Source organism: Calyptranema fuscum S582 (assembly GCF_055793305.1).
This window is the reverse complement of record NZ_JBSLYH010000046.1, coordinates 47,451-62,249: the sequence shown is the minus strand read 5'-3', so window position 1 is coordinate 62,249 and position 14,799 is coordinate 47,451. Positions and strand designations below refer to the sequence as shown.

Below are 14,799 nucleotides of genomic sequence, written 5' to 3'. Positions count from 1 at the left end.
TACCATTGCCTTAGAGTTATCTGCCGAATGCCGCGCCCGTACAAGCAGAAGGCTGAAATTAAGATGTAATTTCCTCCGTAGGGGCGTGGCATTCGGTAAAAAGTCTTTACCATTGCCTTAGAGTTATCTGCCGAATGCCGCGCCCGTACAAGCAGAAGGCTGAAATTAAGATGTAATTTCCTCCGTAGGGGCGTGGCATTCGGTAAAAAGTCTTTACTATTGCCTTAAAGTCATCTGCCGAATGCCGCGCCCGTACAAATAAAAGGCTGAAGTTGCCGATCTTATTTAATTCACGATCCTGAGCTGTAATGACGATTCGAGTCAGTTTACATATTCAGTCTTTAAAAGCCTCGTCAAGAGGCTTTTTGTTTATGTAACACTATGCGGGTTGATTCAGTATTGTGCTGTGGGGGCAAAACTTGTGATTTAAAAACATAATCAGATTAGCGTTATCAGATTAGCATTTTGTCGAGAGCGTGAGTAGAATAGTTGCGTTCTAGTGTTCATTGTTGCTAGCTTATTTTGCAAGCTTATGTTCATGAAAAGCCATGACTAAAGACAATCAAAATTCTACTCAAAATGATGCTGAGATAGATAAAGTACTATTGATTGACTTAGAAAATTGTCCTGATCAGATTCATCAATTACAAGCAAAACTAGATCAATTCTCGCAGGTTGTGATTTGCTATGCGCAAACCGGAGCAAGAATCCCTCTTGACTGGTTGATCCCGTTAAGTGAAACGGTAAGTTCAAATAAATTAAGAATTTTTAGAATGACAAGTGGAGGTAAAAATGCAGCAGATTTTGGTATTTGCTTTTTTGCCGGTGTTCTAATGCAACAGTTAGCCAAAGAAACCCACTTTGCAATCATTTCAAATGATAGCGATTTAGACCACGTTGTAAATTTGCTCAAAAGTCAAGGACGTTCTGCTGAACGCATAGGTACCCATAAGGATGAAAAGAAAACTACCCAAGCCAAAGAATCTGCTGCGTTAAATTCCCCCATCCAAATCTACTGCACACATCTCATTAGCCACAGTAAACATAGACCTGCCAAGAAAGATACTTTACTAAATAGTATTAAGAATAAGTTCAAAGATAATCCTGAGGCAGCGGTAGAAGTTTTTAAATTATTAACAGCGCGAGGTGCGGTCAAAGTTTCAGAGAATAAGGTATTGTATGACGACAAAAAGATAAAAGAACTTGCAAATCAATCCTAATGTTTTAGGAAAATGGAAACGATTGAAAACAGCGATAGTGATCCTATTTGATTCGTGAAAATGTTCAGTTGAAAATGATCCGGCTTGAAAGCGATCGCTTTTAAAACGGATTTAGGATCGCTATATAACGCTTCTAAATGGGTTGTAAGATAAGCGGGTTGATAGTCTGCCTCAATCTGAAACACAAGGGCTGGGGTTGATCTGGGCGATCGCCTCTGCCACTGCAAAATCGAGAGCGGTTAAACCTCCGGCATCGTGGGTTGTCAGGCTGATGCCAACGCGATTATAGGAAATCATTAAATCGGGATGGTGTCCGGCAGCTTCGGCAGGTTCGACCAGACGATTAACAAAAGCGATCGCCTCTACAAAATCGACAAATTGGTAGGTGCAGGAAAGTTGCTGTCCATCGCTGCTCCAACCAGGTAACTGAGGCAATTGCTCAGCAATTTCTGCTTCACTTAAGCGTTGTAACGTATTGGCAGCCACAGGGCGATCGCAAACGGTACACATCAAGATGGCGATCGCCATGCCCCACCGAGGTAAATATGCCAATTTTTTTAGCATAGACAATGAACTTGAATTGAATCTGAATTGAAAAGAGCGAGATCGATAGATCTGTGGATTTCTTGGTAAGGTTTGAAATAGAAGGCTGAGATGCTCTTATGCTACATCTCTAAGGATCGTGAATTTAATAAAACCAAAGATTTATGTTTGGAAGCGCGGCGGAGCCGCGCTTCCAAACATCAACTTCCAGATTTTATTTAATTGCTGATCCTAAGTGGCAACTCTAGCCCAAAAAATTGCGCGATCCACCCATTTGCCTTCGTTAACATTCATAGTTGCCTAAATTGGGGCTAATGGGTTCGATAGCTCGCTCTAGACACCGTATTTCAACCGCTAGCGTTGGATAACGATTGAAACCATTGAAATTGTAGAGGATTTAGAAATGCGTCCGTTTAGATTGGTGACTCAACTCGTTGTAACAGGCTTATTGGCGATCGCTCTGAATCAACCCGTCCAGGCTCAGACCGAAATTCGTCGGGGCATTTTGCCTTTCAACCAACTCATTGCTCTTTCTCAAGATAGTTCCACGACGCTGTCTCAAGGGTTCCTGGCAGATCTTCAGGTCGATCGCAACTTTAATGGAGACTTTCAAACCGTTTTCAATACAGCCGCGAATATTTTGAATAACTACACAGTGGTCAGCCGAGGCGGGTATTTCCCTGAAAATGCAGGTATTCCCAGAGAGCAACAACTGACGACTGCGGAAGCCGTGTACTACATTTTTGAGCTAGAGAATGGCAACCAACTCTATCTCTACCGTTCGCCCACCGAAAATACGTCACGGTACTTCATTCGGCAAGCCACCGATAGCGTGATGATGCAATAAAAGTGATCTGAATAGTTGATTTTGCCTGACCTTCGGTCAGGCAAAATCAACTATTCAGATCGCCTTTAAAGATGCCGGTTTTAAGAGAACCCCTTGTTTTGTCTAGTGGGAACGCAGGGAGAAACACTCGTTGGGTGGATAGGCGTCGGCGTGGGTTTGCTTCCAGTGCAACAGTTCCATCAACTGGGTATCGGTAAAATCATCGACCACCAACGTTGCCCCGATCGCATAGAGGTCATCGGGGTCGTGGGTAGAAGCAATTCCCACCGTGAGAATTCCGGCATTTACCGCCGACCGCAATCCCGATGGCGAATCTTCAAAGGCGATCGCATGTTCGGGCAATACGCCCAATCGACTCAGTCCCAGTTGATAGGGCAAAGGATCGGGTTTGCCCATGGCTAACTCATCGCCCAGAATTACGATCGGGAATGTTGCGTCTAAGCCCAGCGATCGCAACATAAACTCGGCATTCGCACGCGGGGCATTGGTGACAATGGCTTTTTTCAATGCCTGCTGTTCAACCCAGGTCAATAGCTCCAGCAATCCCGGCAACGGTGACATGTCTTGCGATCGCTGACGAAAGGTTGCTTCTTTCAATTGGCTTAACGCTTCTGCGGCATCCGGCGACAACTGCGGCAACAGATCTTGAGCAATTTCTAGATTGCGCCGACCGCTAAAGTGCTGTTGATAAAATGGGCGATCGATGTCTAAGCCATAGTCTCGCAGCAGTTCTTGCCAGGTCTGGAAATGAATCGGATCCGTATTGGCTAGTGTTCCATCCAGATCAAATAGCAATGCACTCAGCATAATGCTCCCGTTTTAAACACACCGTCGGACTCGTAACCTCAGCATCACAGCTGCATGAACCTTAAAGTCTTGTTGAGCGCGACGGCTCCGCCGTCGCGCTCTCAAAAAAAATATTAACCAAACGTTGACCCGTTCCAGCCCCACATATAGCCTTTGGCATCGGCAAATTCAATATAGGTGCGGTTCGTAGGAATGCCCAATGACTGATTTACTTTTTGGCAAAAATCCTGACTCATTGCCTGGGTCTGACTCGAACTCATTGACCCCACGCTTTTGATTTCTATATAACAAGCGGGATCAGTGGTGCCACCAAAGGTCATAGCCACATCTGGTTCAAATGCCGTCATCACATAGGATTCGGGCTTACCCGTATGTTTGGCTAGACTTGCCGACAATTGCTTTAGCATCGCTTCGACTGCCGCTGGTTCAGGGGCAGAGACCGAAGCTTGAACTTTAATCAATGGCATCGTTTTCTCCTTTACCCGCCGTACTGCCAACCTGTGCTTTCCAACAGCAATGGCTCTCCTTCGCGATGGATGCCGGAAGCAATCACTTCACCGACAAAAACGGTATGGTCGCCCTTTTCCACCGATCCCACCACCTGGCATTCGACGTAGCCCAGTGAATCGGAGATGATCGGACAGCCCGTTTCACCCAAATAAAAATCAACGTCTTCAAACTTATTGCCAACCCGTCGCATCGGTTTGAAGAACTTTTGTGCCATTTCTTTTTGTCCGGCTTCTAAAAAGCTCAGGGCAAAGACCTGGCTGGACAGGATCATGGCATGGGAAATTGATTTTTGATTGACGCAGTTAACCACCAAAGGTGGGGCAAACGATGCCTGCATCACCCAGCTGGCGGTAAATCCGTTCACTTCATCCCCATCTTTGACGCCGCAGATATAGAGTCCATGAGGAATCTTCCGCAACATTACTTTCTTTGCCTGTTCGTCTAGCAAGACTCTACCCCTTTGAAATACAGGTCAATCCATTCAGTAGCGCTGATTTTAGGAACAGCTTAAACATGAACCCCTTAGTTATAGGTTCAACGTGTCCCTGTGTTCAGCCATGCCACACCTTTAAGTTTAGTATCAAACTTTATCAAGATCGGTGAATGAAGGCGCGGAATTATTGCACTATCTATAAGGAACTGGGCATTGCTGAAGTGGGCGATGAATTGGATGATGACCCCTGCGGGTCTACCGTCAAATTCATGACTGAACCCCAGCAATGTCAGGCGTTGGATATGAGAAATTGGCGATCGCCAGCGAGGCAACACACCCATGCGAATTAAAATTGTCGAAAAATTTGACAGTCACTTTACACTCGAACCGACCGCAAAGGACACGTTATTCGCCTTGCTCAGAAGTGACGCCTTCCTTCAGCAAGTGTGCCAGCAGGTCAATGCTGCCGCTTCCACAGAGCCTCCCTGCCAACAGGTTGAATTTACAGAACTGCTATTTCAACCCACACCCTATACCCTCGAAGCGACTAAGGGCATGCCACCCGAGTATGAGATCTATCTCGACTCTCCCGCTCATGTCATCGTCAACGTTCCACCCAATTTCATGTTTAAGGCAAAAATTTTCCAGCCCAGTCGCCTCTGTGCCATCTATCAAGTGCATAGAGGCTAGAGACGCAGTGCGTCTCCAGTCCCTATTCACCGACGTTTCTATCCCCTTTTATCGTTTTTCCCATGACTTCCGACACGACTACTCCCTCACTTGCCGATCTTGAGTTCATCACTTACATCAACGAAGACGGGCTGATGACCGACCAGTTTGATGGCAAGGTGGGGGTCTATGCGATTTTTGATGACACCAAAACCCTTCAGTTTATTGGCTATTCGCGGGATGTATCGCTCAGCCTCAAGCAGCATTTGGTGAGGCGACCGCAGCAGTGTTATTGGGTCAAGGTGCAGACCATTCAACGACCGAGTAAGACGATTTTGGAAGGCATTCGCGATCGCTGGATTGCAGAAAATGGCAGCACACCGGCTGGCAATGGCGTCGATGAAGGATTGTGGAATCAGGCGATCGCCGCTAAAGATCAAATGACCTCAGCCGAAATAGCCGCATACGAATCGAGCGATGATCTGGGTCGGGTCAAAGCCTTAAAGCAGGTTTCGCGTCGAGTTGAAGCAGAAATTTTTGCGGTGTTAGACGCGCGTGGCGTGAAGATGCAATTTCGCTTTGATCCCAAGCTCAAAGAAGAAGGATTGCTGAGCCTGAAATAACGGCAGCACTCCATCCATCTACCTATTTTCAAGGGACAGCGACCCAAGTCAATACCATCCCAAGCAAAGAGAGGGCGGGTGCCTCCGGCACCCGCCCTCTCTTTGCTTTACTGACTTTGGGTATAGCGGTACGCATTAGGGTTAGGACGGGGTGCAGGGGTGGAACCCCTGCGTGGGGGCGGTGCCCCCACCCCCCGATGTCCTAACTAGATTGCGTAGAACCATATGAATTTGAGCGTGACCCCGAAGGGGTCACGCTCAAATTCATACATTATTAAGCCATGCCCACACAACCTATCCCATCGTGACGGTGCCGATGGGGCAACCTACACCTGTGCCACCTAAACCGCAATAGCCACCAGGATTTTTGGCAAGATATTGCTGATGATAGTCTTCGGCGTAGTAAAACTCAGGAGCAGCCAAAATTTCGGTTGTAATGTTGCTATATCCTGCTTTGCTCAGTTCAGCCTGAAACATTTCTTTCGTGGCTTCTGCCGCTTGCTTCTGCGCCTCAGAATAAACGTAAATGCCCGAACGATATTGAGTTCCGACATCATTGCCCTGCCGCATCCCTTGCGTCGGGTCGTGGCTTTCCCAAAATACCTTTAATAAAGCATCGTAGCTGATGACATTGGGATCAAAAACAACGCGCACAACTTCGTTATGTCCGGTCATGCCACTACAAACTTCCCGATAGGTCGGGTTGGGTGTGCTGCCTGCGGCATAGCCCACAGAAGTGCTGTAAACTCCTTCGAGTTGCCAAAACTTGCGTTCTGCACCCCAAAAACAACCCAACCCAAATAATGCCAACTCCATCCCCTGAGGAAACGGGGGCTGAAGCGGGTTGCCATTGACAAAGTGTTTAGCAGGCACGGGCATTGCTTCGGTCCGACCTGGTAATGCTTCGGCGGGAGTAGGCAACGATAATTTTTTACCCAATCCAAATAAACCCATTGTTCTGTTCCTAATTTTTTAAGACTTTCTGGTGTTGCTTTAGTACGGGAATGAAATCAAAGGTGAAACGGTTGGTTTCCCGTTCAACTTCTTCCCTAAAATCAGCCATGCCAATTTTCTTTACACTGCTTAACACAGTTGTTATTTTGATTCTACTTCAGGGTTCTGAGCGATCGCTGAGAGTAAAACGAAGAATCTCTTAGAAATCCAATGAATCTCCACAAAATTGTAGTTCCATTAACATCTCGGGTCAGACCAAGTAAGCTTAACTAATTCTCAACTCACCCTAGAATGCATAAAGGAATCCAGGAGTCAACCCCTATGGTTCAAATTCCAACCTGTACCCGCCGTCGTGCCCTATATTTTATGAGTGGGGTTGCCAGTAGCTTAGCCTTACCTGCCTGTACCCAATCTTCACCCACGACAACCATTGCAACATCGCCTACACCCTCTACGACTCCAGAGGCAACCTCTGACGAACCGCTGAAAGTGGTGACCGGCAGCACTTTGTGGATTGGTTACACACCGTTATATGTGGCATTAGAAAAAGGATTTTTTCTAAAAGAAGGGTTGGATTTAGAGTACAAGGTGCTGAGTTCGAGTGGGGAAGGTGATGCTGCCTTTGCTGCCGGACGCCTGGATGGTCAAAATACCGTCACCTCTGAAGCCGTAGCGCTGGCGGCTAAAGGGCAAGACTATCGCATCATTCAGGTGGCAGATAGTTCGCTGGGTGGCGATGGCATTTTGGCACGCAATAGTGTTGCAGACGTGGCGGACTTCAAAGGCAAAGAAATTGCGGTGGATGTCGGGGGGGTGAGCCACTTCTTTCTGTTGCAGGTGCTGAAGGAAGCCGGACTGTCAAACGACGATATCACCATTATCAACCTCACCCCCGATGCGGCAGCAGCAGCCTATCAAGCCGGACGGGTAGATATTGCCGTGACCTATTCACCCTTTTTGAAACAAGCCAATGATGCCCAACCCGATGGACGGATTATTTACGACACCTCCAAGATGCCGACGGCAATTGTTGATGTGTATGTCTTCAATACTCAGTTTGTGGAAGAGCATCCTCAGGCAATCGAAAGCTATGTTAAAGGAATCTATCAGGCGATCGCCTTCATTAAAAGTAACCCTGAAGACGCCTATGCATTGGCGGGCAAATGGCTAGAGCTGTCGCCTGAGGAAGTAGAGGTCGAGTTACAGGGGGTAGATTTAACCAGTCTGGAGAATAATTTGAAGATGCTCGCTCAACCCGACAGCGGCATTTACATCGTCAACCATATGAACGATCTGGGGAATTTCCTCAAAGATCAGGGGCAAATTCCAGAAGCCCCAACCCTGGAGCAGTTGAAACAATTAGTTGATCCAACCTTTATCAAAGCCGTTGCAGAGACTTAGGATCACAAATTAATTAAAACCCAGACGTTTATTTTTGGAAGCGCGGCTCCGCCACGCTTCCAAAAATAAATCTTCGGTTTTATTAAATCTACGATCCTTAGATCTGATGGTGCAGAGCTTGTGTGGGGAATCATGGCAACGCCGCGATTCCCCACACAAGCTTTCTGGGTTGATTCTCAGTGGCGATCCGATGCTATCAGCGGCCGACAATTGGCAAGGAGACTGTGCAGCTCGACCACAGAACCAATCACAGCGATCGCCGGTGCAGCAAAGCCAGTGGCTTCAATTTTGGCGACGATGGTGCTAAGGGTGGCGATTAACTCTTCCTGTTCGGGGCGCGTGCCCCAGCGCACCAGTGCGATCGGGGTGTCGGGAGATAAGCCTGCGGTCAGCAGTTCTTCGACAATATTCGACATATTGTGGATGCCCATATAAACCACGATGGTTTCAGAGCCGTGGGCGATCGCCTGCCAATTGACCGACGGACGGTATTTTCCTGCCGACTCATGCCCGGTAACAAACGTGACCGATGAACTGTGATTGCGATGGGTCAAAGGGATGCCCGCATAGGCAGGAGCCGCAATGCCAGAGGTAACTCCTGGCACCACTTCAACCGGAATTCCGGCATTCACCAAATCTTCCATTTCCTCACCGCCGCGCCCGAAGACAAAGGGATCGCCCCCCTTGAGCCGAACGACTACCGCATGGGCTTTGGCTTTATCAATCAGGAGTTGGGTGGTTTCTTCTTGAAACAAAGAATGCTTGCCCCGCCGCTTACCTGCATTGATCTGTTCTGCCTGTGGGTTGATCATCGCCAGGATTTGCGAACTGACTAAAGCATCGTAGACCACGACATCGGCATGTTCCAGCAATGTCTTGCCTTTCAACGTAAACAAACCTGGATCTCCTGGTCCCGCACCCACGAGGTAAACTTTGCCCAAAGGTTGCTGCATGAGGTAGTTCTAAATAGCGTGTAATTGAATTTCAGTGTAACGTTTGGCTGAATCGGACAAACGTTTCAGGCTGTACAGATTGCAGAAATAGTTTAATACTCATGCACAATTTACAAACTGTTACAAACGTCACATTCTCTACGGTTGGGGCTGATGATGTTCGACATCATCAACTGTCAAGCTCTTTTCAGTTGCTCAATGACTAACCGCGCCAGTTGATCAGTTGCGCCCAAGGGGTTTGCCAGGTGGAATTGCACGGTCGGAAATTGCTGAGAGAGGACGGCGACTTTTGCGGCGATCGCCTCTGTGATGCCTCCGGCAAATAGCAAATAGGGCACAATGGCGATATCGCGACAGCCCTGTTGGATCAGATGCTCGACCTGGGTTTCTAGACTGGGTGCAACCGCCCAATAAGCTGTCAACGCCTGAAGTTCATCGGCGATCGCCTCCACAGGTTGGTTGCCCCCCGACCGCCGACTGCCGTGTGCCATCAAGATCATCGCTGCGCCATCCGGCACCCTTGCCTGTTCAACAAACAGGGTTTTCAGTCGCGGATGGCAGCCTAAATAAGGACAAAGCTTTAAAGCAATAGCATCACCAACGGCCTGACGAGCGATCGCCATTTCTGCCGGGATATCATCCATCACATGCACACCGGGCAAGAGAAACAACGGCAACACGTTGATCTGGCGATAGCCTGCCTGTTGTGCCGTTGCCGCAAAGGTTTGGATCTGACAATGCAACGGTTGGGGTCCAAGTTCTAAAACAGCCGTTTCTACCCAGGGTTTGAGGGTTGGTGGGGAAGTCGGAGCGATCGCCATTGCCGTAGTTGCAACAGGAGCATACGCTGATGTGGCGGTGCGCTCACTCATCGCCTCGCGCATTGCCTCACCCATTGCCAGAGCACCCAGTTGCTCAGCGACTTTATCCGCTAAAGACCGGATGGCACGGGGCGATCGCGGATCACGACTTCCATGAGAAACCAGTAGATAAGCTGTATTCAAACTCAAGTGCGTCTCTCACATCATCTAGCGTTAACGCCCATTTTAATCTGCGACTACCGGCAGTGCTGCATCTGGAGATGGATTTGAGCCAGAACTCTGATCCAATTCAGTTACCCCTGTAGAGGGGAAGCATTCGTTAGATAGCCTTTGGTAAATGGCGAAAATCATTATTTGAATGCCTCGTCCCTGCGGTTTGCTGGGATGACCTTTTCTAGAAATCGCCCTGGATAAATTTCGGGTGTTGTGCGAGAGCCGCACGGCTCTCGCACAACACCTCATACTTCACGCATTTGAGCATTGCCAGTAGACCCAATTAAACGTTTTACAACGGGGTGCAGGGGTGGAACCCCTGCACCCCGTTGTAAAGTTTCGTGTTCGCAACACTAGTGTTGCAAACACGAAACTTTACAACATGGGGGTTTGGGGGCTGCGCCCCCAAGAGGGGGTTTTACCCCCTCCACCCCCTCTAAAACTTTTAAGTTGGTGTACTAGTCTGATCAGATTTGGGTTGAACCTGACCTAATTACCATTTGCCAATGTAAACGCAGGGGTCAAGCTGTCATGTGCCAGGAAATGACTGAGGTGAAAAGCCCGATCTTCAGTTTCTAGCAAAATCTTTTCGTAAAGGTGGCGGCTGGCGCGATCGCCCAGACTTTCTGCCTGACCGGCTTGCTGACGCAACACTTTGATGATGGCTTGCTCTGCGGTCAAATCGTTTTGGACCATCTGGCGGCAAGCAAAAATTCCATCACCTTCTGGGGTAAAGCAACACAACTCAGCCAATTTAGCAAAACTGCTGGCGGGCACGCCACCTAAGCCATTGAGCCGCTCACCCAGTTCATGGACATGCTCTTGCACCTCACCGTACCCATCGGAAAAGAACTCATGTAATTGATAAAATTCAGATCCTTCAATGACGAAATGATGTTTTTGATACTGCAAATACAACGCTTGAAAACTAGCCAAAGCAATATTTAGACCTTCACAAACTGCCGTCGTAACATTCAGTTCTAACCCCACAGGATTTTCTTTGACCTGGTCAAATGCTTGCATCAAAAGTGTAGTTTCCGGCATACCTTTCTCCTGAGATTTGCGATCGCAGTTAGACTCGCTGCCTAACAATTCCTAAATGTATCGACCTTAGTCAAATGCGTCAATCTCTAGCAGACTCACAGGAATCGTAAGAGGCTTTTTCTCTAGAATATATTTTTCAAATCTATCAATTTTATTAAGGATCATGAATTCAATAACACCTAATTCTCGGTAAGAGAGCGACGGCTTTGCCATTGCTCTCTCGTAACGAAATTACAAGTTAATTCATCTGAAATCTTAAGGATTAATAATGGCTATTGCTTAATTCAGCTCTGAAATTGAGTGTGGGTGCCGCGCTTTGCGCGGCACCCACACTCAATTTCAGAGTTCAAATCAACAACGCCCAATCATTTAATAAAACTGAAGATTTTTATTGAGCAGCGCGTCGTCGTCACAGTTCTAATGAAAATGCCACACTTTATGCAGCACCCATGCCCAATTTATTTCTTTACAGTCTGAAGATAGGTATAAGATAAGTTAGGCACTCGCCGTAACGCACCATAGATATTTTAATTTCGCGTCCAAGATTTCAGGCGATCGCTAAGCTGACAAACGCGATGCCTGCGTCGAAAAATCTTGTGTTGACCAATACTTTTCTGGATACAATCGGGCGTCGGCAATGTCGCGAATGAGCGTTATTTTTGAGCCAATGTAAGCGTATAGAACATGGACTTCTTCACCACTCAGCAACCTTTGTTTAGAAACTTGCTGCAAGATACATCGGATCAAGGCAGTATCTGGCAAGGTTAACAGGTCGCTGCTCGATGTTTCTTCGATAACAGCCCAAATCAAGTGTATCGTCGAGGTTCCGCTTGGCATGATCTAGACCTCTTTACAAAAAATACTTTCTTTATTTTCACGGTTCATCATTCCCCGACATCCTTCTTAAAAAAGGGCGATCGCGAGAAGTTCCATTCTGCTGTTGAATTGCTCTACATTGCCTCAACTGATAGGCTCACAACAAAGATAGGGATTCGTCTGCCTTCAATTAGGCTCTCTCCTTACTCCACCTCGAAATCCTAGAGTGATGTTCTGAGGCGAGTGATAAATGGCGTTCTAAAAAATTTTAATATTTTCTTTAGATTTGATCTGACTTTCTTAACTTACCGCAACATAATGCGATCGAGCCACCGTGTTGCCATGCCTTCACACAAGGTGACACATTAAATATAGCTTCGCGTATTCACGTTAGATCGTCAGCGGTGTCCCGCACCAGAGTTCTACCCCTGCATCCCGTCTCTACTTGAGTACGTAACAATCTAAATCGCAACCCGATTAAATCTAGCCCTAGCCCTTTAAGCAGTTCAAGATGAGCGGTTTTGATGCCATTGGTCATGAAAAGGTAGATTCTGAACACCCTGATCACCCACAGCAGATCTATTTAAGTCAGTCAATGTCTGCCGTCCAGTCTTCTGCGTCCCTGGCTACCTCCTATTCTGAAACTGTTGCTGGTCGAAATTTTATCCAACCTCATGGCATGTTGTTTGTGCTGAGTGATCCAGACCTTCAGGTTTTGCAGGTCAGTGCTAACACGTCAGTTTATCTTTCTATTCAGGCGCAAACACTTTTGGGGAAAGGATTGGATACGGTACTGGAGGCTTCGCAACTAGCACGAATCCGTCACCACTTACAAGAGCCAACCACAGTTCATTTTCTCCACCTGACTTTACGGAGCCATGACGCCAAACCCATCGCCTTTGATGGTATTCTCCGACGCCTCACAGGCGGCATTTTACTGGAGCTAGAACCTGTAACCTTACCGCCGGAAGATTTTTTCTGTCATCCACAAACCTGGTTGAGTGAGGCGATCGCCAAATTGCACCAGACGGTTGATCTAAACGACAGCCTGCAAACCCTGGTTCAAGATATTCACCACCTGTCGGGCTTTGAGCGGGTGATGGTGTACCAGTTTGATGCCCAGGCTACAGGGGTCATCGTCGCGGAGGCAAAACAGTCTGATTTGCCATCTTATGTGGGAGTCCATTACCCGGCCAGCACTATTACAGAAGCCATGCGGCAGAGTTATGCGCAGGGATGTGTGCGCTATAGTCCCGATTTAAATGCACCTGCGATCGCCCTGGTTTCAATCCCCGATGCAGTTCCATCCCAACCCATTGACCTGACGCTGTCCAGATTGCGCAGCATGGAACCAGATTGTGTCACTGATTATCAACACAAAGGAGTTGGGGCACTTTGGGTAATACCGCTCCTTTACGGTCAAACCCTGTGGGGGCTGATCATCTGCCATCACTCCCGTCCCCATCCGGTGCCCTATGCTATACGCCAAGTTTGCGAATTGGCAGGGCAATTTTTGTCGGCAGAACTGGTTGATAAAGTGAACCAGACCGAACACCATGATCCTATCCAGGTGCGATCGCACCTCTCTACCTTAGTTACAGCTATCTCGCAGAGTGATGATCTGAAAACTGCCCTGCTCGCTTCTGAACCCTGCTTATTGACAATCATTGGGGCAACGGGAGCCGCTGTTTGTTTAAGCGATGAAATCACATTAGTGGGTCATACTCCAACATTGGCTCAGGTTGAGGATCTGCTGAATTGGGTAACTCGAGCTATTAATGAACCGTTATTTCATACGCATTCCCTGCCTGAACATTACGAACCAGCGATCGCCTATCGTGCGATCGCAAGTGGCTTAATGATGCTGTGTATTTCTAAAACCCGGCGACATTATATTCTCTGGTTTCGTCCTGAAGTTTTACAAACAATCGTGTGGGCAAGTCAGCCCCATCCATCCACTTCCATTGACGCAGAGGCAACCGTTAGGCGATCGCCCGATTCAACTTCTGAGTACTGGCAAGAAACAGTACAGTTAACGTCATTACCCTGGAACGCCAATGAGTTAGAAATTGTCAGAACTATCCAGAGTGCGATCGCAATTCAACTCCTCAATCAGACAGAAGCACTGACTCAGACCAATCGTGACTTAGAACGTCGTAATCAAGAGTTAGATTCCTTTGTTTATGCGGTTTCTCACGATCTAAAAGAGCCTTTACGGGGCATTCATAACTTTTCAAATTTGCTACTCAAGGGATATAGCGCTGTTTTAGATGACGTGGGCAGATCTCGTCTCCAAACCGTGGTGCGACTGACCCATCGCATGGAATCACTAATTGATGCATTGCTCAGGTTTTCTCGACTAGGACAAACTGCCCTGGAGCAAAAGCCAACCGATTTAAATTTATTAGTTCATCAGGTCTTAGACAATTTACGCATTAGCTATCCAGAATGGCGACCCACTATTTCAATGCCGCGATCGCTACCCACAATACAGTGTGACCCCATTTTAATCACTGAAGTTTTTACCAACCTGCTGAGCAATGCGATGAAATACAACGACCAGCTAGACCCGTGGGTTGAAATTGGCTATACCAATGAGGCTGTTTTTTACGTCCAAGATAACGGCATTGGCATTCGCGAACGTCATCTGAAAACAGTATTTCAGGTGTTTAAACGATTACACGAACAACATTTATATGGAGGTGGAACAGGCGTAGGGCTAACGATCACTCAAAAGATCATCGAACGTCATGGCGGACGTATTTGGGTGGAATCAACGTACGGTGCCGGATCAACCTTTTATTTCACGCTAGGCTAAACGTAGAGTCGTCACGGTCTCGTATCTAGTTTGGCATAGCTTAACATCGGCATAAGTTTGACCGTGAAACCGAAGGTTTCACGGTCAAACTTATGCCAAAACCAGCCACACTTACAACAATGAATCT

16 protein-coding genes are annotated in these 14,799 nt (G+C 47.4%); 7 read left to right on the top strand and 9 right to left on the bottom strand.

The genetic code is table 11. The annotated features are described in order from the left end of the window. Positions 1–548 precede the first annotated feature (548 nt). Positions 549–1,220 (top strand): PIN domain-containing protein, encoded by a 672-nt coding sequence (locus ACR6Z4_RS24995; RefSeq protein ID WP_479720058.1) that lies wholly within the window; start codon positions 549–551, stop codon positions 1,218–1,220. 171 nt (positions 1,221–1,391) lie between these two features. Here the strand turns inward: ACR6Z4_RS24995 and ACR6Z4_RS24990 are convergent, their stop codons facing one another. Then, positions 1,392–1,730: a 4a-hydroxytetrahydrobiopterin dehydratase gene (locus ACR6Z4_RS24990; protein WP_479720060.1), complete on the bottom strand. Its 339-nt coding sequence runs from the start codon at positions 1,728–1,730 to the stop codon at positions 1,392–1,394. Between the two features lie 436 nt (positions 1,731–2,166). Here ACR6Z4_RS24990 and ACR6Z4_RS24985 point away from each other — a divergent pair, with 436 nt between their 5' ends. Continuing rightward, positions 2,167–2,610, top strand: coding sequence for a hypothetical protein (locus tag ACR6Z4_RS24985; RefSeq protein ID WP_479720057.1), 444 nt, complete (start codon positions 2,167–2,169; stop codon positions 2,608–2,610). Positions 2,611–2,712: 102 nt separating this feature from the next. Here the strand turns inward: ACR6Z4_RS24985 and ACR6Z4_RS24980 are convergent, their stop codons facing one another. The 3 genes from ACR6Z4_RS24980 to ACR6Z4_RS24970 form a co-directional block, all read right to left on the bottom strand. Further along, on the bottom strand, positions 2,713–3,417 hold the full coding sequence (locus ACR6Z4_RS24980; RefSeq protein ID WP_479720056.1) for an HAD family hydrolase: 705 nt from the start codon (positions 3,415–3,417) through the stop codon (positions 2,713–2,715). A 113-nt stretch (positions 3,418–3,530) separates the two neighbouring features. Next, positions 3,531–3,884 carry a phenylpyruvate tautomerase MIF-related protein gene (locus ACR6Z4_RS24975; protein WP_479720055.1) on the bottom strand — a complete coding sequence of 118 codons (354 nt, stop codon included), beginning with the start codon at positions 3,882–3,884 and terminating at the stop codon, positions 3,531–3,533. An 11-nt stretch (positions 3,885–3,895) separates the two neighbouring features. Further along, complete coding sequence (locus ACR6Z4_RS24970) at positions 3,896–4,375, bottom strand: flavin reductase family protein (RefSeq protein WP_479720054.1); 480 nt, start codon at positions 4,373–4,375, stop codon at positions 3,896–3,898. 155 nt (positions 4,376–4,530) lie between these two features. Between ACR6Z4_RS24970 and ACR6Z4_RS24965 the strand changes: the two genes are divergently transcribed. The 3 genes from ACR6Z4_RS24965 to ACR6Z4_RS24955 all read left to right on the top strand — a co-directional run bounded on the left by ACR6Z4_RS24965 (position 4,531) and on the right by ACR6Z4_RS24955 (position 5,652). Continuing rightward, the gene (locus ACR6Z4_RS24965) at positions 4,531–4,710 is read left to right on the top strand and encodes a hypothetical protein (protein ID WP_479720053.1); all 180 of its coding nucleotides are present in this window, start codon (positions 4,531–4,533) and stop codon (positions 4,708–4,710) included. Next, positions 4,700–5,050 carry a hypothetical protein gene (locus tag ACR6Z4_RS24960; protein WP_479720052.1) on the top strand — a complete coding sequence of 117 codons (351 nt, stop codon included), beginning with the start codon at positions 4,700–4,702 and terminating at the stop codon, positions 5,048–5,050. The genes ACR6Z4_RS24965 and ACR6Z4_RS24960 overlap by 11 nt, the downstream gene beginning before the upstream one ends. 62 nt (positions 5,051–5,112) lie before the next feature. Beyond that, positions 5,113–5,652: a GIY-YIG nuclease family protein gene (locus tag ACR6Z4_RS24955; RefSeq protein ID WP_479720051.1), complete on the top strand. Its 540-nt coding sequence runs from the start codon at positions 5,113–5,115 to the stop codon at positions 5,650–5,652. Positions 5,653–5,946: 294 nt separating this feature from the next. Here the strand turns inward: ACR6Z4_RS24955 and msrA are convergent, their stop codons facing one another. Next, positions 5,947–6,606 carry a peptide-methionine (S)-S-oxide reductase MsrA gene (gene msrA / locus ACR6Z4_RS24950; RefSeq protein WP_479720050.1) on the bottom strand — a complete coding sequence of 220 codons (660 nt, stop codon included), beginning with the start codon at positions 6,604–6,606 and terminating at the stop codon, positions 5,947–5,949. 321 nt (positions 6,607–6,927) lie between these two features. On the opposite strand from msrA, the gene ACR6Z4_RS24945 reads away from it, so the two are divergent. After that, positions 6,928–8,007, top strand: coding sequence for an ABC transporter substrate-binding protein (locus tag ACR6Z4_RS24945; protein ID WP_479720049.1), 1,080 nt, complete (start codon positions 6,928–6,930; stop codon positions 8,005–8,007). A gap of 176 nt (positions 8,008–8,183) precedes the next feature. Here the strand turns inward: ACR6Z4_RS24945 and cobA are convergent, their stop codons facing one another. The 4 genes from cobA to ACR6Z4_RS24925 all read right to left on the bottom strand — a co-directional run bounded on the left by cobA (position 8,184) and on the right by ACR6Z4_RS24925 (position 11,875). Next, positions 8,184–8,960 carry a uroporphyrinogen-III C-methyltransferase gene (gene cobA, locus ACR6Z4_RS24940; RefSeq protein WP_479720048.1) on the bottom strand — a complete coding sequence of 259 codons (777 nt, stop codon included), beginning with the start codon at positions 8,958–8,960 and terminating at the stop codon, positions 8,184–8,186. A gap of 176 nt (positions 8,961–9,136) precedes the next feature. After that, positions 9,137–9,964 carry a sirohydrochlorin chelatase gene (locus ACR6Z4_RS24935; RefSeq protein WP_479720047.1) on the bottom strand — a complete coding sequence of 276 codons (828 nt, stop codon included), beginning with the start codon at positions 9,962–9,964 and terminating at the stop codon, positions 9,137–9,139. A gap of 519 nt (positions 9,965–10,483) precedes the next feature. After that, entirely contained in the window at positions 10,484–11,038 is a 555-nt protein-coding gene (dpsA, locus tag ACR6Z4_RS24930; RefSeq protein ID WP_479720046.1) for a DNA starvation/stress protection protein DpsA, read from the bottom strand. 558 nt (positions 11,039–11,596) lie between these two features. Continuing rightward, positions 11,597–11,875 carry a hypothetical protein gene (locus tag ACR6Z4_RS24925; RefSeq protein ID WP_479720045.1) on the bottom strand — a complete coding sequence of 93 codons (279 nt, stop codon included), beginning with the start codon at positions 11,873–11,875 and terminating at the stop codon, positions 11,597–11,599. A 490-nt stretch (positions 11,876–12,365) separates the two neighbouring features. Here ACR6Z4_RS24925 and ACR6Z4_RS24920 point away from each other — a divergent pair, with 490 nt between their 5' ends. Beyond that, positions 12,366–14,672: an ATP-binding protein gene (locus tag ACR6Z4_RS24920; RefSeq protein WP_479720044.1), complete on the top strand. Its 2,307-nt coding sequence runs from the start codon at positions 12,366–12,368 to the stop codon at positions 14,670–14,672. Positions 14,673–14,799: the final 127 nt, after the last annotated feature.